Source organism: Candidatus Flexicrinis affinis (assembly GCA_016716525.1).
GTDB lineage: Bacteria > Chloroflexota > Anaerolineae > Aggregatilineales > Phototrophicaceae > Flexicrinis > Flexicrinis affinis.
The window spans coordinates 55,174-75,825 of the sequence record JADJWE010000007.1; the positions used below are offsets into that span (position 1 = coordinate 55,174).

Below are 20,652 nucleotides of genomic sequence, written 5' to 3' on the forward strand. Positions count from 1 at the left end.
GAGTCCGCAGTTCCTGCGATTTGCGCGCCATCATGTACAATCGGTAACGTTCACTCCGCATCGATACAGTCAGGACATTGCGATGCCAGCATTTCACCAGCTTAGCGTCAAGCAATCTGCAGAGGAACTCGGCGTCGATATCGATACCGGCCTAAGCACGGCAGAGGCACAGCAGAGGCTGGCGAAATACGGACATAATCTGCTGCCCACCGGCGAAGGCACGTCGGTGTGGAAGATTCTGTTCAGCCAGTTTGCCGATCTGCTCGTCCTCGTGCTCATCGGTGCTGCGGTCATTTCGGGCCTGCTGGGCGAACTCGAAGACGCGCTGGTCATCATGGTTATCGTCGTGCTGAACGCGCTTCTCGGCACGTATCAGGAGTACCGCGCCGAGCAGGCGCTGGCAGCCTTGGGCGCCATGCAGGTGCCGCGTGTACGCGTCAAGCGCGACGGCAAGGTGACCGAGATCAGCGCCGAGGAATTGGTCCCCGGCGACATCGTGCTGCTGCAAGAAGGCGACCGCATCCCCGCCGACGGGCGCCTGACGGTCGCCAAGAGCCTGAACGTCGAAGAGGCCGCGCTCACCGGCGAATCTCAGCCTGAGGAGAAGAACGCCGAGATCGTCTACGAGAAAGAGACGGGGTTAGGCGACCGCGACAACATGGCCTACATGGGCACGGCGATCAACTTCGGCCGCGGCGAGATGATCGTCACCGGCACGGCGCTCGAGACCGAACTGGGCAAGATCGCCAAGATGTTGATGGGTGTCGAAGAGACGCGCACGCCGCTGCAGGAAAACCTCCATCGCCTGAGCATCACGTTGGTGCGCGGCGCGATCCTGATCGTGTTCGTCGTGTTCGTCGTCGGCCTGCTGCGCGGCTTCGCGCTGGAGCGCATGCTGATCACCGCGATTGGCCTTGCGGTCGCCGCGGTGCCGGAGGGTCTGCCCGCCGTGATCACCGTCAGCCTGTCGCTGGGCGCGGCCCGCATGGTGCGCCGTAACGCGCTTATCCGCCGCCTGCCGGCCGTCGAAACGCTCGGCAGCGTGACCGTCATCTGCTCGGACAAGACCGGCACGCTCACCAAGAACGAAATGACGGCGACGATGCTCGCCCTGCCCGGAATTGACGATGTCGACGTGACCGGCATCGGCTACACCCCGGACGGGGACTTCAAGATCGGCGACGAGAGCGTCGATCCGCGCACGACACCCAGCATCGGCCGGTTCCTCAAGGCGATGGCGCTCGATACCGACGCGTATCTGGAACGCGACTCCGAGGGCCGTTTCAACGTGGTCGGGGACACGACCGAAGGCGCGCTGCTGGTCGCCGCGCAGAAGATCGGATGGACGCGCGAGCAGTTGGAGAAGGACTTGCCGCGCGTGGCCGAGCTGCCCTTTAGCAGCGAACGCAAGGCCATGACGACCATCCACGAGGTGAAAGGTAATCAAGCCGACTTGCTGTTCGACGGCAAGTACATCGCAATCACCAAGGGCGCGCCCGACCGGCTGATCGAGTGGGCTGGCTATGAACACACGCCTGAAGGGGTGGTCCCGCTGTCGAAAGAGCGCCACAAGGCGTGGCAGGATCAAGTCGACAGTATGGCGGCTCAGGGCCTGCGCGTGTTGGGTGTCGGCTATCGCCCGCTCGACAGCCTCCCTGACAAAGTGACGCCGGAGATCGAACGCCAGATCAACCTGCTTGGGCTGGTCGGCATCCTCGATCCGGCCCGGCCTGAAGCGCGCGCCGCGGTCGAGAAAGTCCCGCAGCGCAGGCATCCGGCCGATCATGATCACCGGCGACCACGTGCTGACCGCCGAGGCCATCGCCAAGAGCCTCGGTATCATGCGCGAGGGCGAACAGGCGGTTAGCGGCCTCGAACTTGAGAAGCTGGACGACGCTGGCATGGTCAAGGCGCTTGAACGCACGTCGGTCTTCGCCCGCGTGTCGCCCGAGCATAAGCTGAGGCTCGTTAAGGCGCTCCAATCGCAAGGCCACGTGGCCGCCATGACCGGCGACGGCGTCAACGACGCGCCGGCGCTCAAGCAGGCCGACATCGGCGTGGCGATGGGCATCACCGGCACCGAGGTCAGCAAGGGCGCGGCCGACATGGTGCTGACCGACGACAACTTTGCCAGCATCGTCGCTGCGGTCGAGGAAGGCCGCACGATCTACGACAACATCCGTAAATTTGTACGCTACCTGCTCAGCTCCAACATCGGCGAAATCCTCGTTATGCTGGTCGCCATCCTGATCGGCATGCCGATCCCGCTGCTGGCGATCCAGATTCTGTGGATCAACCTCGTCACCGACGGCTTGCCGGCCATCGCGCTCGGGTTTGAGCCGCCGGAGCCGACGGTGATGAACCGGCCACCGCGCGCCAAGGACGAGAGCATCTTCGCCCGCGGGCTGGGCCGGCAGGTGATCGTGATGGCCGTGGTGCTGGCGATCGTCACGCTGATCGGCTTTGCGCTCGGGCACGTCAGCTACGGGCTGGACCCATTCAGCCGCACGCTGGGCGCCGAGAACCTCTCGTACGATCAGCTCGTGACGCTTGCCGGCGCAGAGAACGTCGACCCGGATTGGGACTCGCTGACCATTGAGCAGCGACTGGCTGCGCTCGGCACGCTCGACGGCGAAGAGGAAAGCGGCGGGCACGGCGGCAGCGAGGGCTTGATCGGCATCCTCGAGTCGATCCCGCGGACGATCGCGTTCACCGTGCTGGCGTTCGGGCAGATGTTCCACGTCGCGGGCATCCATCCGGGCGACGGCGTGTCGTTCTTCCGCGTGTGGTTCCGCAAGAACCGTCTGCTGCTGTGGGCGATCCTGTCGACCTTCGTGCTGCAACTGCTGGTGCTGTATGTGCCGTTCCTCAGCGGCCTGCTGAACACGTTCCCGCTCAGCGTCGGCGATCTGCTGCTGGCGACCGTCCTCGCATTCGTGGTGCTGCTGGCGACCGAAGCCGACAAGATCATCTTCAAGCCGCAGACGACGGAATAGCCGCCTGTCGGCGCGACTGAGCCGAAAAGGAGGGTTCAGCGTGCGGGACAACCTTCATCGCTACGCGTACTTGTCGATCGGCGCGGCGGTCGTGACGATCGGGCTCAAGGGCCTCGCGTATCTGCTCACCGGGTCGGTCGGCCTGCTGTCCGATGCCGTCGAGTCGCTGGTGAACCTCGCCGCAGCACTGGTCGCGCTGATCGCGTTGATCATCGCGGCACGCCCCCCCGACGAGTCGCACGAGTACGGTCACGACAAGATCGAGTATTTCTCCAGCGGCATCGAAGGCATGCTCATCCTCGTCGCCGGCATCAGCATTATGGCGACCAGCATCGACCGCTTGCTGCGCCCGCAGCCCGTCGAGCAGTTGGGGATCGGCCTTGGGCTGTCACTGCTGGCGTCACTGGTCAACCTCGGCGTGGCACTGGTGCTGGATCGTGTCGGCAAGGCCAGCGATTCAATGACCTTGCAAGCGGACGCGCGCCACCTGATGACCGACGTGTGGACGAGCGCCGGCGTGCTCATCGGCATCGCCGTGGTCGGCATCAGCGGCGTGACGTGGCTCGACCCGGTGATCGCGATTCTGGTCGCGCTCAACATCATGCGGATCGGGGTTGTGCTGCTGCGCAAGAGCTTCGACGGCCTGATGGACACGCCGATCCCCGAGGCTGAACGCCGGGCGGTCGACGCCGTGATCCACAAGTTCGAGGAGTCGGGAATCCAGTTCCACGCGCTGCGCACGCGCCAGTCCGGCGCGCGCCGCTTCATCTCGGTGCACGTGCTGGTGCCGCCACACTGGACGGTCAAGCGCGCGCACGATGTGGTCGAGGACATCGAACGCGAGATGCGCGCGGTCGTCCCCCACTCGCGCGTGTTCACGCACTTGGAACCGCAGGGCGACCCGGCCGCTTTTGACGACCTCGGCCTCGATCGCCCCGAGTAGTTACGCAAGAACAGGCACGGCCTCGCGAACCGTCACCGCGCCGTCCTCGATGTGCCAGACGTGCGTAGCCAGCGCATCGACCAGATAGCGGTCGTGGCTGACCAGCATGATCGTGCCCTCGAACGCCTGCAGCACGTCTTGCAGCGCCTCCTGCGCCTGAATGTCGAGATGATTGGTCGGCTCGTCCAACAGCAGCAGATTGGCACCGTCCAGCGCAAGCATTGCCAGCGCCAGCCGTGCCCGTTCGCCGCCGCTGAGGTCGCCCACGCGCTTGAACACGTCGTCGCCCCGGAACAGGTACGTGCCAAGCCGGGTGCGCGCCTCACGCAGGCCGAGCGCCTTGCCGATGGCTTCGCCGGCTGCAATCAGGCTGTCCAGCACCGACAATTCCGGGTTGAGCGACTCGTGCGCTTGCGCGAAGTAGCCGACCTTGACGTTGTGCCCGAGGCTGAAACGTCCCGCCAGCGCCGGCAGTTCGTTCATCAGCGTGCGCAGCAGCGTCGTCTTGCCGGCGCCGTTGGGGCCGGTCAGCGCGACGATCTGGCCGCGGTATACGTGCAGGTCGTCGGCGGTGAACAGCGTCCGGCCCGGAAAGCCCACGGTCAGCTTGTGCAGTGAGAGCACGCGTTCGCCACTGCGCCCGCCGTCGGCCAGCCGCATCCGGAGGAACGGCGCACGCGTAACCGGGGCTTCGATAGCCTTGAGCGCCGCTTCCGCTTCCGCAACGGTAAACATGCGGATGTTTCCGACGCCCGTATCGCTCCACTTCTTGTAGCCGAGATACTGCACCAAGCCGAGCTGGTCGATCGCTACGAGGTCGCGCGTCAAGCGCCGCAAGCGGCCGATCGCCTGTGCGTCACCGTCCTTCTTGAAACGCTTGATGAAGTCGAATTCCTTCCACATGCGCTCCATCTCGGCCTCGTACAAGTCCATCGCACGGGCCTCGCGCTCCTCGCGCTGTTTGACGTAGGCGCTGTAGTTGCCCTTGTACGGCTCGATCCCAAACGGCGTCATCACCCAGATAGTGTTAACGGTCTGGTCGAGAAAGCGCCGGTCGTGACTGACGATCAGTGCGGCCTTCGGCCAACGGCCGAGCATGCCTTCGAGCCACGTGATCGCTTCGATGTCAAGGTGGTTGGTCGGCTCGTCGAGGATCAGCAGGTCGGGCTGTTCAAGCAGCAGGCGCGCGAGCAGGGCACGGGTCTTCTGACCGCCGCTGAGCCGGCGAACGGAGGTAAAGAAGTCGTCGACGTCAAACCCGAGGCCGGTCAATGTCTGTTCGATGCGCAGCTCGTAGTCGTAACCGCCGCGCATTTCGAACTCGTCGAGCAGGTCGCCATACGTGGTAAGCACCGCTTCGGAGGCGTCCTCAGCCATTTTGTGTTCGAGCTCGCGCAGTTCGGCTTCCATTGCCTTGAGCGGCGCGAACACCTCCATCATCGAATCGTAGAGGTTCGCCTCGTGATCGGCGAACGCCTCGATCGCTTCCTGCCGCAGGTAACCCACGGTCAGGCCGCGCTTGACGCTCAACGTACCGGTCGGCGGCGGCTCGAGACCGGCAAGAATGTGGATCAACGAGGTCTTGCCGACACCGTTCGGCCCGACAAGCCCGATGCGGCTGTCGTGTTCGATACGGCCAGTGACCCCGGCGAAGATGTCGAAGTGACCGAAGGACTGGGAGAGTCCCGAGAAGGAGATGATGGACATGATACAGCTCACTACAGACCACTATGGGTCACGAAATGCCAATACTGACCAATCTAACCGCGCTTTGCGCGTTTCGTCAACCACCATCGGTGGGGTAATTGCGCTTCTTTCTTTGCCAAACACGGCTTTTCGTGGTTGACTCTAGGAGATCCCAGTGTCTAAACCCTTTCGACTCGTTCGCGCTCGCGACCGGAGATTCAATTATGACGTTCTTTGCTCCCCGAAGCAGCCGAATCCGTCGCAAACGTCGCAGTGACAGCGACAACGAGCTTCCGCTCGGCGCGAAAGTCAACCGCAGCACGGACCACTCGCCGGTCAGCGATATGCTTCAGCTGCAGCGCACGGTGGGTAACAAGGCCGCGCAGAAACTTCTCGACAGCCCTTCGACCGACCCGGTCGTGCAGCGGCTGACTTCCTACAAGAGCTACAAGAAGAGCACGTCCGCGTGGGGCAAGCGCGACCACATTCGGGCGCTCGATGTCGCCTACAAAGCGTACATGAAGCAGGAGTCGGGCCTGAACGGCAACGACAAGCTGGTCCGGCTCAAGCAGCTTGTCGAACTGTGCGACGCATACCTGACCGATCCGACCCGCCAGACGAGCAAGCGCCGCGCGGGCGTGATCACGCTCAAGCAGCAGCTCCTGACCGAGATCAACAAGATCAAAGTCGACTTTGTGGGCGGCGAGTTCTCCGAGGGCAACGTCACCGAGCGCAAGGACAAAGTGCTCGGCGGTCAGATGAACAAGCTGGACTACATCAAGTACAGTTTCGGCGTCACGCAAGAGACGGACGATCAAGGCGTCACGACCGACAAAAAGGTCGAGGGTGGCGAACTGGAAGCCTACTTCAAGCCACAGGTCGACCGCGACCCGATGGTCGCCCAGACTCGCGGCGCACCCGCCGGCATCCCGACCGACAACCCGAAATTCGCCGAGCGCGCGGTCGCCACGTACGAAGTCGCCAAACTGCTCGACCCGTCGATCATCCCGCCCACCTTCATGGCCAAGCACCAGCGTGATAACCAACTGGTCGACGGCTTTATCATGAAGAAGGTCGAGGGCGTGACCGGTTCGACGAAAGTCGATGGTGACTACGCCTTCGACGTGTATAAGAACGACCCGATTTACCGGCAGCAGATGTCAAAACTCATGCTGTTGGATTTCATCTGCGGGCAGGTCGACCGCCATCCCGGCAACTACATGATCGAGACAAGCAAAGAGGGCAAAGTGATTGCCGTCCACGGCATCGACAACGACCTCTCGTTCGGCGACAAGTACACCGACACGACCTACGGCGGGAACAAGATCGGCAACCAGCATATCTTCAAGAACTACATCAGCGCGGGCGGCGACGTGACCGAGCTCACCGAGATCGACCGCAAGATGGCCGAACGCATTATCACGCTGGCCGGTCAGCCGCAAGTCCTGCGCGCCGTCCTGAGCGGCCTGCTCAGTTCCAGCGAGGTGGATGCGGCTATAGGCCGGTTGCTCTCGCTGGCCAACTTCCTACGCCCGCTGGTGAACGGCAGCGACCAACGCATCAAGACCAAGTGGGAATAGCACATGACAGAAAACCCAATATCGGCCGTCGAGAAGGCCCGGCGGCAGTTCAGCGAGGCCGGGCTACCCTTTCCTCCCGTGCCGGCCAGTCTGGCTGAGAAGCTCGCGAAGATCAGCGACTGGTACTACTCGACCAATCCAGACATCACCGAGAAGGGCGAGCTGGCGCTGTTCGAACTGCTTCAGCGCGACACATTGCCGGATTATGCGCTGTTGGCACAGGTCGGCCACGGCATCAACTCGTGGGCAATTCGCTGCACGATCGTGTTTCGGCCGCTGGTGCTGCTGCTCGAATACCCATGGGGCGGCGCATTGATGGACAACGAATACGAGGCGACCTCGATGCGCAAACGGTTTGACGCAGCGGCCAAGCTGATCGACGCGGTGCAGCAGGCCCGCGCGGACGGGCGACTGGGGGCGCATGACTACTTCGTCGTCATCGACAACTCCCTGATCGGGAGCCAGTGGCTCAAGCTCAAAGTACCGAGCGACACGCACCCGCTCAAGATGCAGTGGACGACATCTGACGACGTGCTGGCAGACGTCCTCACGGCGCTCTAGCGCGTTCCCATCTGCAGCGACCTGATTGATCCGCGCTGTCCCTCCCCCGGGGGCGGGTTTGGGGCCTGGTCCTCCCCGCGGGGGGGGAAGGGGGGGGGGGGGGGGGGTCGGGGGGGCGGGGGGGGCCCAAGCGGGGGGGGGGGGGGGGGCCTTCGCGGGGGGGGGTTCGGGGCGGCGGGGGGGCGGGGGGGGGGCGGGGGGTCGGCCCGCCGCCCGGCCGGGGCCGGGCCGGCGCCCCCCCCGGCCGGGGGGGGGGGGGCCCCGCGGGGGGGGGGGGGGGCCGGGGGGCCCCGGGCCGGGCACCAGCGGCCCCGCGGGGGGGGGGGGGGGGGGGGGGGGGGGGGGGGGGGGCCCCCCCCCCCGGGGGGGGGGGGGGGGGGGGGGGGGGGGGGGGGGGGGGGGGGGGGGGGGGGCCCCCGGGGGGGGGGGGGGGGGGGGGGGGGGGGGGGGGGGGGGGGGGGGGGGGGGGGGGGGGGGGGGGGGGGGGGGGGGGGGGGGGGGGGGGGGGGGGGGCGGCGGGGGGGGGGGGGGGGGGGGGGGGGGGGGGGCGCCGCGGGGGGGGGGGGGGGGGGGGGGGGGGGGGGGGGGGGGGGGGGGGGGGGGGGGGGGGGCCCCCGCCCTCCCGCGGGGGGGGGGGGGGGGGGGGGGGGGGGGGGGGGGGGGGGGCGGGGGCGTCGGCCCCCCGGGGCCTCCGCCGGCCCCCCCCCCCCCCCCGCCGGGGGGGGGGGCGGTTTTTGGCCTGCCCGGCGGGGGGGGGGGGGGGCCGGGGGGGGGGGGGGGGGGGCCCCCCGCCGCGGGGGGGGGGGGGGGCCCCCCCCTTCCCGGGGGGGGGGGGGGGGGGGGGGGGGGGGGGGGGGGGGGGGGGGGTCGGGCCGGGGCCGGGGGGGGGGGGGGGGGGGGGGGGGGGGGGGGGGGCGGGGGGGGGGGGGGGGGGGGGGGGGGGGGGGGGGGGGGGGGGGGGGGGGGGGGGGGGGGGGCCTTTGACGAGTCGCTGAAGTGATTCCGGCCCAAGTGCTTGACGACAAGCGCATGTGATCCTACACTCAGCACTATGAACGCAATGCCGATTCACGCGATGTCGATGGTCATGCGCAGCCCGCGCCGGGACAGGCGACGGGGTGCTTTGCGTGCCTGATCGACACGTACAGCATCGGCCGTCAACCGCCTGTCCTCACGACAGGCGGTTTTTTGTTTATAATCACGCCCGCTCACGGAGGAATTGAAGCCCTATGCCCAAGTACATCAACGTCTCGGTTGCGTGGCCATACGCGAACGGCGACCTGCACGTCGGCCATCTCGCGGGCGCGTACCTGCCAGCCGACATCTTCGCGCGGTATCACCGGCTCAAGGGCAATCACGTCCTGATGGTCTCCGGCAGCGACAGCCACGGCACGCCGATCAGTATCGAAGCCGACCAGCGTGGGGTATCTCCGCTGCACATCTTCGAACACTACCACGCGCGCTTCGTGCAGGCGCAGAAGAAGCTCGGGATCAGCTACGATCTGTTCACGCACACCGACACCGAGAACCATCACGAGATCGCACAGCGCATCTTCACGGTGCTGCATGAGAAGGGCTACTTGTACGAAGAAGCGCAGCAGCTTCTGTACAGCGAAAAGGAGAACCGCTTCCTGCCCGACCGGTACGTCGAAGGCACGTGCTACATCTGCGGCTATGCGCGAGCGCGCGGCGACCAGTGCGACAACTGCGGCAATTTGCTGGACGCGACGCAATTGGTCGACCCGCACAACCGCAACGACGCCACCGACCGCCTGATCGTGCGCGAATCGACGCACTTCTTCCTCGACCTCAGCCAAACAGCCGACCGCTTGCTCAAGTACCTCGAAGGCAATCAAGACCGCTGGCGCCCCGCCGTGATCAACTTCACCCGCAACATGATCCAGCAGGGCGTCGATGAAGACCTGCGCGGCCGCGCCTACACCCGCGACATCGACTGGGGAGTGCCGGTGCCGCTGGAAGGTTGGGAAGGCAAGCGTATCTACGTGTGGTTCGAGGCGGTCAACGGGTACCTGACCGCCAGCGTCGAGTGGGCCAAGAATCAAGGCACGCCGGACGCGTGGAAGCAGTGGTGGTACAACCCCGAGGCCGAGACCTACTACTTCATCGGCAAGGACAACGTACCGTTCCACACGGTGATCTGGCCGGCGCAGTTGATCGGCGTCGAACGGCTTGACGAGGCGGACGCACCGGCGGCGCTCAACCTGCCGTACGACGTCCCGGCCAACCAGTTCATGAACATCGAAGGCGAGAAGTTCAGCAAGTCGCGCAACTGGGCGATCTGGGTGCCGGACATCCTCGAACGGTATCAGCCCGACGCCCTGCGCTACTACGTGGCGATGACCTTCCCCGAGAGCGCCGACTCCGACTTTGCGTGGGACGGCTTTCTCAGCCGCGTGAACGGCGAACTGGTGGCAGCATGGGGCAATCTCGTCAACCGGATGCTCACGTTTGCGTTCAAACGCTTCGACGGCAAGGTGCCGGCGTATGACACGCTCACCGACCTCGACACCGAGATCATTGCGCGCGCTGAGGCGGCGTTCGACGAGGTCGGCGGTCTGCTCGAACGGGTCAAGCTCAAAGAAGCACTGAGCGCGGCGTTTCAGGCCGTGCGCGACACCAATCAGTACATCGACCGGCGCGCGCCGTGGAAATCGATCAAGGAAGATCCGGCCGATGCCGCCCGGGCGGTCTACTCGGTGCTGCGCGTGATCGACAACCTCAAGGTCGTGCTGGCGCCGTTCCTGCCGTTCAGCGCGCAGAAGCTGCACGAGTATCTGGGCTATGACGGCAACTTGTTCGGCGAGCAGCGCATCGTGGAATATCAAGAATCGACGCGCGCGCACACCGCGCTGATCTACGACCCGTCCAACGCAACCGGCACCTGGACCAAGTCGACGCTACAGCCTGGTCAAATCCTGCGTGAGCCGGCAGCGCTGTTCGTTAAGCTCGAGCCAGACATCGTGGATCTTGAGCGCGGGCGGCTGGGCCAGCCCCGCGAAGAGCACCCGATCGAGGCTTAGCCGGCGTCGCTGTTATAATGACGGTGCGACCCTATCAGGGGCGGCTTGTGCTGCCGCAGTCCAGTAGGGCGCATCGTATTCGGTCTGGTGGCCTGTTCTGCCGCCGTGGACGAGGAGCAATCGGGTGAAACCGTACAGATACTTCGATTTCGTCATGGGCCTGTTCGTGACGGTGCTGCTGTTGTCGAACCTGTTGAGCAGCGCCAAGATCATCGATACCGGCCTCATCATCGGCAGCATTCCGCTCGAGTTCGATGCAGGAACGCTGGTCTTCCCGATCTCCTATATCTTCGGCGACATCCTGACCGAGGTCTACGGGTACAAGCGGTCGCGGCGCGTGATCTGGATGGGCTTCCTTGCGACGGCGCTGATGGGCTTCTTCGTGTGGCTGACCGGCGTGCTGCCCGCACCCGCGTGGTGGAGCGAGGCGGTCGGCCAATCGGCATACGATGCCGTGCTGGGCGGGATCAGCGGTCTCGTTGTCGCAAGCCTTGTCGCCTATTGGCTCGGCGAGTTTTCCAACAGCTACGTGCTGGCGAAGATGAAAGTGGCGACCAACGGCCGTTGGCTTCCGCTGCGCACGGTGACCAGCACGCTGGTCGGGCAGGCGCTGGACACCGTCGCGTTCTTCCTGATCGCAACGGCCCTCGGGGTGTTCCCGCTCGAGGCGCTACCGTCGCTGATGCTCACCAACTACCTACTCAAGTGCGGGATCGAAGCGGCCTTCACGCCGGTCACGGTGCGTGTCGTGGCGGTGCTCAAGCGCGCCGAGAACGAGGACTACTACGACGTCGATACCGACTTCAACCCATTCCGCATCGGGGCGTGATCACCGGGTGTTCTAACGGCGTGTGCCCTGCGGTACACTGGTTGAATAAGGACTTGATATCGCCACCTGTGTATAGTGGCTCAGGTGGATTTACTCTGTTGGACAATCGAAAGGACTGCCTTTCATGAAAGCGATTATCTTGGCCGCTGGCCAAGGGACACGTCTACGCCCAGTTACGCTCACAATGCCAAAGCCGATGGTGCCGGTGGCCAACAAGCCGCTGATCGAGTATGCCGTCGATCTGCTGAAGGCTGCCGGCGTCCACGATATCGGGATTATCGTCAACTCGCTCGAGTCGCCGATCGTGCCCATGCTCGGCAACGGGACGAAGCAGAACGTTCGCCTCGAATATCTCGTACAGTCGGAACAGAAGGGACTCGCCCACGCATGTTCGCTGGCGGCCGATTTCGTCGGTGACGAGCCGTTCGCCATGCTGCTGGGCGACAACATCTTCCAAGACCAGATGACCAAGATGCTGACCGAGTTCGAGGCGTCCGATGCCGAAGCGGCTATTGCCCTCGGCGAAGTGGCCGATCCGACCCGTTTCGGGATCGCGGAGGTCGAGGGCGACCGTATCTTGCGCGTGGTCGAAAAGCCAAAAGACCCGCCGAGCAACCTCGCCATCAGCGGCGTGTACCTGTTCCGCCGGTCGATCTTCGACTCGATCAGCCGAATCACGCCGTCGTGGCGCAACGAGCTTGAGATCACTGATGCAATTCAAGACTTGTTGACGCACAACAAGAAGGTCAGCTACTACACGATCAAAGGCTGGTGGATCGACGCCGGCAAGCCGGACGCGATCGTGCGCGCCAACCAGCTCGTCATGGGCGACATGCCGTACTCGCCCCCGCCCGAAGGCGACACCATCGAGAATTCCGAGGTGTCGGCACGCGTGCTGATCGGCGCTGGGAGCCGCATCATCAACAGCACGGTGCGCGGGCCAGTGGTCGTCGGCACAGGCGTGACGATCAAAGACAGCTACGTCGGTCCGTACACGGCGATCGGCGACAACGTGACGCTGGAACATGCGGAGATCGAAGCCAGTATCGTGATGAAGGACTGCACGCTGCGCGGGATCGACGGGCGTATCGACAGCAGCCTCATGGCCGACGGCTCGATTGTCCTATCGTCGGGCCGCTCGATGCCGCGGGTTCACCGCTTCATCCTCGCCGAGAACAGCTACGTCCAGCTCTAGCGCCTGCTGCGCGACAACACGAAGGAAACCGATACATGAGCAAGTCCAAAGACCAGATCAAGGCCAAGCTGGACGAAGTGCGCGCCTATTTCGAGCGCGTGCTGGAGGCTGTCGGCGACCGCTGGGAACAGCAGGTGTACTCCGACGGCTTGCAGTGGACCGTACGGCAGGTCTTGATCCACGTCGCCGACGCCGACCGCGGACATAACCGGCAGGCGATGGGCTACGCGGCGGGCGAGAAGGTTATCCCGGATGATTTCGACGTACAGCGGTACAACACCCGCACGACCGAGAAGTTCGCTGACAAGCCGGCCCAGCAGGCGTGGAACGAACTGCGTGAATCGCGCGTCGCCCTGCTCGCGTGGCTCGAATCCGTCGACGAGGACAAGCTCGACATGGAAGGGCGGCACGCGTCCGGGCCAATCATGCCAGTGCGCAAGATGCTCCGCATACAGGCGCTGCACGAACAAGCGCACGCGCAGGACATTGCCAAGGCACTCGGGATTGACGCCTGATGCACGGCAAAGCGAATGCCTTCATCATCCACCAGACCGACCCGTTCAACGGCGGACCTGATCCGCGCGTACTCGCTCGGGAGGCCATCACGCCAGCCGACCTGTTCTATGTTCGCGGCCACGCCCCCGTGCCACAGATCCCGCCGGAAGACTGTACGGTCGTCGTGGATGGACTGGTGTCGCACCCGCTTACGCTGCGCCTGTCCGACCTGCAGCGGGGGTTCCCCGTCAAGACGAGCGAGGTTACGCTGCAGTGTGCAGGCAACCGCCGTACCGAACTGCACAACGTCAAGCCGATGCAGCCCAACGCGCTGCTGTGGATGACCGAAGCCATCAGCAACGCGACGTGGACCGGCGTCTCGCTGTCCGACATTCTGATGCGCGTCGGCGTGCAGGACGAGGCTTCACACGTAGCGTTCCTCGGCGCAGACCGCGGCGCGTCACCTAACGGCGACGGCTTCGGCGGATCGATTCCCTTGAGCAAGGCACAGGGTAAGGACGTGTTGTTGGCATGGGCCATGAACGGCGAGCCGCTCCAGCCCATCCACGGTGGGCCGCTGCGGGTCGTCGTGCCGGGCTACTACGCCGCGCGCAGTGTCAAATGGCTCAACCGCATCACGGTGCAGGACGGGCCGAGCGACAACCACTTTCAGTCGCACGACTACAAGGTCTTTCCACCTGACGTGACCGAGGACAACGTCGAGTGGGAGGCGGGCGAAATGCTCGGTGAGCAGCGCACGCACGCCGCATTACTGTCTCCGGTAGACGGCGACGCGGTGGACGTTGGCAAGGTCACGCTCGAAGGTTATGCCATGGCCGGCGGCGACTCGATGATCAACGGTGTCGAGATTTCGCTCGACGGCGGCGAGTCGTGGCGCGCGGCCGACCTAACGACCGAGCCGCGTCAGTGGATCTGGACGCTGTGGCGAGCCGAGGTCGAGCTGCCGGCGGGCGAACACACGATCATCGTGCGCGCAAACGACAACGCCGGAAGCACTCAGCCGCCGGCGGTCGAAGACCTCTGGAATTTTCGGGGTTATCAGAATTTCGCGTGGCACCGCGTGGCGATTAGCGCCAGTTAGACGCCTCACCGGCCCAGCTTGAGAAGCGCTGCTCGTACATCGAGACGAAGTCGTTACGGCTCGTCCACGCGGCGAAGCGGTAGATCGCGTTGAGCTTTTCGACCTGCCGCGCCAGTGCTGGAACTACATCGCCGTTCAACTCGGATACGCTGTACCAGCGGCCAATTCGCAGCGGTTCGCTGCCTTCGGTCAAGGTCTGCATCCACGCTTCCATGAGGCGCGGGCGCATCAAGTTTTCCACGGTGAAGTGCTCATCACACAGGCTGTGGCCGTGCCAGTGGCCCACACACGTCTCAAGGTCAAGGCTCAACAGCAGTTGACGGAACTCGTCGCGGTAACGGCGCACATTGAGCTTGCCAGCCAAATTGCGCTGATCCCACCACGCCTGCGACGGCAGCATGAACTCGAGCGCAAGATCGCTTGTGGTGAGGCGCAGCTCGATGCGCGGATGGTACTCATGGCGCAGGGTTTCCCCACTCAGACCGATGCGGGCTTGTACCGCGAGCGCCTCGCCGTTCACCCGGACAAGCGCCGTGCGGCGTGCTTCGCCGTTGGCGGCATCCGGCAGGGACAGCGGCTCAAGCGGGAGGCGGGTGTTAGCGATGCGCGCGTGCAGCGACTTGGCGATGGCGGTGAAATTGGGGAGTGTATGGCTGACTGGCGACATGATAAACCCTGCATAAATTGGTGATTCATTGAGATAGTACAAATATACCATACATTGTCAATGGATTGCAAATCCTAATTTCAGTCCACCGCACGTGTGGGCAATCGGGTACCCGAATACCGCGCGGCGGGTAGGCGTAATTGCAGGTACATTGCGCCTAACGCAAGCTGTTCTGTATAATCTCGAATAGTTTCTTCGATCGGGAGCAAACGCGATGCAGGGCAGCGATACGTTTCGTCTGGTGCAGCGGCGTGGGCCACAGCCAAATACCGTTTACGAACTGACCAAAGACGTTCACTCTTTGGGCCGTGACATCGCGAACGACATTGTGATCAACGACGCAGAAGTGAGCCGCCATCACCTGCGGTTCCAGCGCGGTGTCGACGGTTTCACGATTGCCGATCTGGGATCGACCAACGGCACGTTCATTAATGGTCAGCGGCTCGTTGGCAGCCGCCCGCTCAACCACGGCGACATGGTGAGCCTCGGGGAGACCGTCACGCTCGGCTACGAGCGCATGCGCGCCGGTGCCCCCAGCGGGTCCGATGCGCCGACCTACGCGCCGGGACCAACACCGTACGCGCCAAGTCCGGAGCCACAGTCGCCGTATGCCCCGCAAGGACGGCCGGACACGCCCCCGTATACGCCACCTGCCGACGGCGGGTATGGCGGACAGTACGCACAGCCCCAGCAGCCCCAATATCCGCAGCAGCAAGGGTACGGGCAGCAGCAGCCCTATTATCCGCAGGAGTATTCGGCGCCAGGTTACGGACAACAGCAGCCCGGCTATGCCCCGCCGGGGCAAGTTCCGCCCGGGTACGACTACGACCCGTATGCCGTGCGCGAGGAGGAACCCCGCAGCGCGCTGCGCTGGATCGCCATCGGCTGTGCCGTGCTGTTGGTGTTCTGCGCGTGTGTCGGCGGCATCGGCCTCGTGATTATCGACACGCTGCGCCTGTGGGACAGTGTCCCCATCCTACGCGACATCGCGTGTATGTTTGCCAACTGCGGTTAGCGTGAGCGCCGCGACAACCGTGTGACTTTCCGAGACAGCAGGCTGACACCCTGCTGTTTCGCTTTGTGTGACTGCTGCTCGGCAGCAGTAGAAGGATGCGATCTCGATGTGGAGCCCCGCACTGCTGGCCTTGCTTGAGCTGGAATTGCTCGACGCAATTGTCGAATTGAACCGTCTTGACGAGGAGATGACTTCCAGCACGGGGCCATACGACTCGGCAGTCGTCTTTATGGCGGCCGACATCTTTGAGGATAGGCTAGGGTTCGGGCTGGACGATCTTGAAGAACCCGACCTCGATCGGCTGATGGACGACGACTGGGTGATTCGCACGGCATGGGCGGACTGCGTCGATCTGGCGCAAAACGAACTGGTGCCCAAACTGCGCGCGTGCTAGAAACCGAGTTGAAAGTGCTGAGTGCTGAGAAACCGCTGAGGGACTCTCTCACGAGACGCAGTGACACCAGAACGCCAGACTCGGAATGCTCACCGGAATCAAGTCGTGGTCACTGACTGAAAATGCAGCCAAAACCCGCCTAGAATAGACTCAATTGACGCGGCGGGTCGTCCTCGTGCGGCGGCGCATCCGGGATTCCCGCGGCGATGCTGCGCAGGCGGCGCACTTCTGTCAGAATCGCCGGGATGCGGTTGATGTCGTCTTCCATGTCGTAGCGTAGGGCCGGGTTACGCAGCGCGGCCGCCGGATGATACAGCGGGTAGTAGGCGACCCGCCCCTCGTAGCGCGGCTTGCCGTGGATCGAGCTGATTTTGGCGTTCGGGAAGTAGCGCGCCATGCTGAACCGACCCAACGTGACGATAATCAGCGGGTCGATCGCCGCCAGCTGCTCGTTGAGGAACGGTTCGCACGCGGCGATCTCGTCAGGCTGTGGATCGCGGTTGTTCGGCGGGCGGTGTTTGACGACATTGGCGATAAACACCTGCGACCGCTTCAGCCCGATCAGGTTTAGCAGATAGTCGAGATACTGCCCCGACCGGCCGACAAACGGCAGGCCCTGAATGTCTTCCTGCTCGCCCGGCCCTTCGCCGACGAACACGATCTCCGCGTCCGGATCGCCCGAACCCGGAACCGGGTTGCGCGCCCGTTCGTACAGGCGGCAGGCCCGGCACGCCGCCACGCGATCTGCGATCGCCTTTAGCGCGGTGGCTCGGTCTTGCTGCATGCGTCCTCCCCCGTTGACTCCTTCGCAGCCCGGCTAGAACACGGCGACGACGCTGTCCTTGCGCGGGTCGCACCCGCCGTGCAGCACGCCGGTCTCCGGGTCGCGCACAATGATCTGCCCGCTGCCGAACAGCAGACGTTCGTCGCCCGCTACCGGCCTCACATTATGACCCAACGACGCCAACCGTGCCGCAGTCTTGAACGAAATACCGTCTTCCAACGCCAGCACGCTGTCGCCGGTGCCGTCGCTCAAGCACCAGCGCGGCCGATCCAGCGCCTCCTGCGGGTTGAGGTCGTCATCGATCATGCCGCTAATGACTTGGAAGTGCCCCTGCGGCTGCATGAATCCGCCCATCACACCGAACGGGCCGAACAGCGAACCGTCGGTGCGGGTCGCCATGCCGGGGATGATCGTGTGGTACGGCCGCTTGCCGCCTTCCAGCGCGTTGCGATAGCCGGGGTCGAGCACGAAGTTCGCGCCGCGGTTCTGCAGGAACACGCCGTAGCCCTTGGCGACAATGCCGGTGCCGAAGCCCATGTACAGGCTGTTGATGAAAGAGCACGCGTTGCCCTCGCCATCGGCGGTGCACAGGTAGACCGTGTCGGAGCTGTCCGGCGGCATGCCGAAACTCGGAGGCTGCATCGCGCGGTCGGCGGAGATCAGCGCACGCCGATCAGCGGCATAGCCCTTGTTGAGCAAACCGTCCGTCGGCACGTCGGCACGCGACGGGTCGGCGATGTACTGGCGTGCGTCGGCAAACGCTAGCCGCATCGCCTCGATCATCAAGTGCAGACGCTCCGGACTGTCCCACGGCATCGCCGCCAGATCGAACCCTTCAGCGATATTCATCGCGATCAGCGCAGTCAGTCCCTGCCCGTTCGGTGGACACTCGTGGATCGTCACGCCCCGATAAATCGTGCTGATCGGGTCGTCCCACGTCGAATGATGCGCCTTGAGGTCGTCCATCGTCAGCAGGCCACCCTGCGACTGCACGGTCGAGACGATCGCCTCGCCGATCGGGCCCTCGTAGTAAGCGGACGGCCCGCCTTCGGCAACCAGTTGGAACGTGCGCGCCAGACCCGGTAGTTTGACGACCTGCCCGACCCTAGGCGGCTGACCTCCCGGCAAGTAGTCCTCGGTATTGGGGCTTTGCGCAAGGAAACGCGCGTTGCGCGGCGCGGCCCACAGGTTGCCGAAAACCGGATGCACCGGATAGCCGTCACGGGCATAGTGGATCGGATCGCGCAGCACGTCGGCCAACCCCATCCGGCCGTGACGCGCCAGCAGGTCGTGCCAGCCCATGCACGCGCCGGGCACGGTGATCGCATACACACTGCGGTCGGGGATCGCGCCAGTGACGCCGCGCTCGGCCAGCGCGCTAATGCTCGCCGCGGCAGGGGCGCGCCCGCTGCCGTTGAGCGCCGTTACCGTGCGGGTCTTGGCGTCGTAGTACAGCGCGAACATATCGCCGCCGATGCCGGTCGACGCCGGATCGGTCACGTTGAGCATCGCGGCCGTCGCGACGGCCGCATCGGCAGCATTTCCGCCGCGCCGCAGCACGTCGAGGCCGGCCTGCGCGGCCAGCGGGTTGTTGGCGGCGACCATACCGCCCTGCCCCAGCACCATCGAACGGCGCGATTTGAAGTCGTAGTTCATGCGTCGCATGCGATTACTGCCCTGCCGAATCGGTTGTCTTCTGCAAGTTTTGCAGCGGCACGCGGGCCGGCCGTTTGAACGTATAGATCGTGATGTTGGCGTTGACGGGCTGTGCCGCAATCATTTCCCAGCCGACCGCACCAAGCTGGTTCAGCACCGCCGGCAGTGTGGCGTTCTTGAGCTGGTTGTTCAGTTCACCGTTGAGCGTGAACTTCGAACCGCCGTAATTGATACTGGCCTCCATGACGAGATATTCCCAACGCGTGATAGTGGGCGGGCGCTGTTCCATAAGGACGGAACTCCGTTCTATAACATTCTGTTGACAATTACGAACAGAGTGTAGCGCATCCGCCCGCCAAAGTTCACGCGATGCCGGAAGCCAAGTCAGTCCGCCGCGGGGCGCGGGTAGTACTCGTACTCCATATAGCGTGCGGTATGCAGCGCCTGATCCGGGCCGTGCAGCACCTCGATCACGTGCAGCGCCATGTCAATCCCAGCCGAAACACCGGCGGAGGTGATGACCTTGCCGTTGTCGACCCACCGCTGTCCCGGGCGAAGCTGCACATCCGGCGCGAAAGCCGCCAGTTCATCGAACGACCGATGATAGGTCGTCGCGGCCAGCCCGTGCAGAAGACCCGCGCCAGCGAGGATGAACGCGCCGGTGCACACCGACAGCACGTGTTCAGCCGCTTCGCCGCGCTTGGCGACCCACTCCAACGTGGCCGGGTTGTGCATCTCGCGGCGGCGCCCATCCCCTCCCGGCACCAGCACAATGTCCGGTTCCGGCGCGGTGAAAAACGTGTAGTGCGGGTTGATGCTCAGACGATTGCGCGCGGTAATCGGCCGCAGGTCTTCAGCGACGAGGTACACGTCGAAAAGCGGCTCGTCCGTCTGCATGTCACGCGCCACGGCGAACACTTCGTAGGGGCCGGCAAAGTCGAGCACCTCGACATCATCGAACATCACAATCGCAAGTTTGCGGGGCATAGCGTCTCCTCCCGATCTGGCTTGCAGCGATCACGCTGTAGGGTCTGCGGTTAGCGCGGGTAGTAATCGTATTCCATGCTGCGTGCCGTACGCTCAGCCGTGGGCTTGCCGCACAGCTTCTCGACGACATACAGCGCCATGTCGATGCCGGCCGAGACACCCGCAGACGTCACGACCTGTCCGTTGTCGACCCAGCGCTCGCCGCGCCTGAGTGTGACACTCGGCACGATCTCGGCGAGCCGCTCGAACGCGGTATGGTACGTCGTCGCCGACAGTCCGTCGAGCAGCCCGGCCTTTCCGAGGATCATTGCGCCAGTGCAGACGGACAGGATCTGTTCGATCCCGGCGTGCGCCCGCAGCCAGTCCAGAACGCGCGCGCTTTCGCGGACGACAGCCGTGTTGCCGCCGGGGACAAGAATAATGTCCGGGGTTGGGCAGTTCTCGAGCGTATAGTGCGGCACAACGCGGAAATCGCCGCGTGCCGCCACCGGTTCCTGCGTCTCAGCGACAAGCATCACGTCGAACAGGGGCTCGCGCGTGTCCGGGTCGCGGGTCACGGAAAATACCTCGAACGGGCCGGCGAAGTCGAGGACTTCGACCTCGTCGAAGATGAGGATGGCGATTTTGCGGCGCACGGCGGCTCCTGCTCGGGCGGTGGCTGGCACAACTATACCGCGAATCAAAGACGGGCGGCATCGGGCCGCCCGTCAGCGTCCTTCGG

At 64.5% G+C, this 20,652-nt stretch carries 19 protein-coding genes; 12 read left to right on the plus strand and 7 right to left on the minus strand.

Going from position 1 to position 20,652, the window contains the following annotated elements:
- Positions 1–82 precede the first annotated feature (82 nt).
- Genes IPM16_17815 through IPM16_17825 form a run of 3 tightly spaced genes read left to right on the plus strand, consistent with a single transcriptional unit; the run spans position 83 to position 3,939 of the window.
- Positions 83–1,867 carry an HAD-IC family P-type ATPase gene (locus tag IPM16_17815; GenBank protein ID MBK9124956.1) on the plus strand — a complete coding sequence of 595 codons (1,785 nt, stop codon included), beginning with the start codon at positions 83–85 and terminating at the stop codon, positions 1,865–1,867.
- Positions 1,785–2,996, plus strand: coding sequence for an HAD-IC family P-type ATPase (locus IPM16_17820; GenBank protein MBK9124957.1), 1,212 nt, complete (start codon positions 1,785–1,787; stop codon positions 2,994–2,996). Before IPM16_17815 ends, IPM16_17820 begins: the two co-directional genes overlap by 83 nt.
- A 40-nt stretch (positions 2,997–3,036) precedes the next feature.
- Entirely contained in the window at positions 3,037–3,939 is a 903-nt protein-coding gene (locus tag IPM16_17825) for a cation transporter (GenBank protein MBK9124958.1), read from the plus strand.
- On the opposite strand, the gene IPM16_17830 is transcribed toward IPM16_17825, so the two are convergent.
- Entirely contained in the window at positions 3,940–5,646 is a 1,707-nt protein-coding gene (locus IPM16_17830; protein MBK9124959.1) for an ABC-F family ATP-binding cassette domain-containing protein, read from the minus strand.
- Between the two features lie 203 nt (positions 5,647–5,849).
- Between IPM16_17830 and IPM16_17835 the strand changes: the two genes are divergently transcribed.
- From IPM16_17835 to IPM16_17865, 7 genes are all read left to right on the plus strand, one after another.
- On the plus strand, positions 5,850–7,205 hold the full coding sequence (locus IPM16_17835; GenBank protein ID MBK9124960.1) for a hypothetical protein: 1,356 nt from the start codon (positions 5,850–5,852) through the stop codon (positions 7,203–7,205).
- Positions 7,206–7,208: 3 nt separating this feature from the next.
- Positions 7,209–7,766, plus strand: a complete 558-nt coding sequence (locus IPM16_17840) for a hypothetical protein (protein MBK9124961.1) — start codon at positions 7,209–7,211, stop codon at positions 7,764–7,766.
- A gap of 1,229 nt (positions 7,767–8,995) precedes the next feature.
- Positions 8,996–10,807, plus strand: coding sequence for a methionine--tRNA ligase (locus tag IPM16_17845; protein MBK9124962.1), 1,812 nt, complete (start codon positions 8,996–8,998; stop codon positions 10,805–10,807).
- Between the two features lie 154 nt (positions 10,808–10,961).
- Positions 10,962–11,636 (plus strand): queuosine precursor transporter, encoded by a 675-nt coding sequence (locus tag IPM16_17850; GenBank protein MBK9124963.1) that lies wholly within the window; start codon positions 10,962–10,964, stop codon positions 11,634–11,636.
- Positions 11,637–11,760: 124 nt separating this feature from the next.
- Entirely contained in the window at positions 11,761–12,831 is a 1,071-nt protein-coding gene (locus IPM16_17855; protein ID MBK9124964.1) for a glucose-1-phosphate thymidylyltransferase, read from the plus strand.
- Positions 12,832–12,866: 35 nt separating this feature from the next.
- Positions 12,867–13,346, plus strand: coding sequence for a maleylpyruvate isomerase N-terminal domain-containing protein (locus tag IPM16_17860; GenBank protein MBK9124965.1), 480 nt, complete (start codon positions 12,867–12,869; stop codon positions 13,344–13,346).
- A complete protein-coding gene (locus tag IPM16_17865) occupies positions 13,346–14,428 on the plus strand; it encodes a molybdopterin-dependent oxidoreductase (protein ID MBK9124966.1) in 1,083 nt (360 codons plus the stop codon). The genes IPM16_17860 and IPM16_17865 overlap by 1 nt, the downstream gene beginning before the upstream one ends.
- On the opposite strand, the gene IPM16_17870 is transcribed toward IPM16_17865, so the two are convergent.
- Positions 14,415–15,095 carry a hypothetical protein gene (locus IPM16_17870; GenBank protein ID MBK9124967.1) on the minus strand — a complete coding sequence of 227 codons (681 nt, stop codon included), beginning with the start codon at positions 15,093–15,095 and terminating at the stop codon, positions 14,415–14,417. The genes IPM16_17865 and IPM16_17870 overlap by 14 nt on opposite strands.
- Before the next feature lie 214 nt (positions 15,096–15,309).
- Between IPM16_17870 and IPM16_17875 the strand changes: the two genes are divergently transcribed.
- Together IPM16_17875 and IPM16_17880 are read left to right on the plus strand one after the other, a co-directional pair.
- The gene (locus IPM16_17875) at positions 15,310–16,110 is read left to right on the plus strand and encodes an FHA domain-containing protein (protein ID MBK9124968.1); all 801 of its coding nucleotides are present in this window, start codon (positions 15,310–15,312) and stop codon (positions 16,108–16,110) included.
- Between the two features lie 106 nt (positions 16,111–16,216).
- A complete protein-coding gene (locus IPM16_17880) occupies positions 16,217–16,504 on the plus strand; it encodes a hypothetical protein (GenBank protein ID MBK9124969.1) in 288 nt (95 codons plus the stop codon).
- A 139-nt stretch (positions 16,505–16,643) separates the two neighbouring features.
- On the opposite strand, the gene IPM16_17885 is transcribed toward IPM16_17880, so the two are convergent.
- From IPM16_17885 to IPM16_17905, 5 genes are all read right to left on the minus strand, one after another.
- Positions 16,644–17,288, minus strand: coding sequence for a uracil-DNA glycosylase (locus IPM16_17885; protein ID MBK9124970.1), 645 nt, complete (start codon positions 17,286–17,288; stop codon positions 16,644–16,646).
- 33 nt (positions 17,289–17,321) lie between these two features.
- Complete coding sequence (locus tag IPM16_17890; GenBank protein MBK9124971.1) at positions 17,322–18,944, minus strand: gamma-glutamyltransferase family protein; 1,623 nt, start codon at positions 18,942–18,944, stop codon at positions 17,322–17,324.
- Between the two features lie 13 nt (positions 18,945–18,957).
- Positions 18,958–19,233: a hypothetical protein gene (locus IPM16_17895; protein MBK9124972.1), complete on the minus strand. Its 276-nt coding sequence runs from the start codon at positions 19,231–19,233 to the stop codon at positions 18,958–18,960.
- A gap of 95 nt (positions 19,234–19,328) precedes the next feature.
- Positions 19,329–19,931, minus strand: coding sequence for a DJ-1/PfpI family protein (locus IPM16_17900; protein ID MBK9124973.1), 603 nt, complete (start codon positions 19,929–19,931; stop codon positions 19,329–19,331).
- 50 nt (positions 19,932–19,981) lie between these two features.
- Positions 19,982–20,566, minus strand: a complete 585-nt coding sequence (locus IPM16_17905) for a DJ-1/PfpI family protein (GenBank protein ID MBK9124974.1) — start codon at positions 20,564–20,566, stop codon at positions 19,982–19,984.
- Positions 20,567–20,652: the final 86 nt, after the last annotated feature.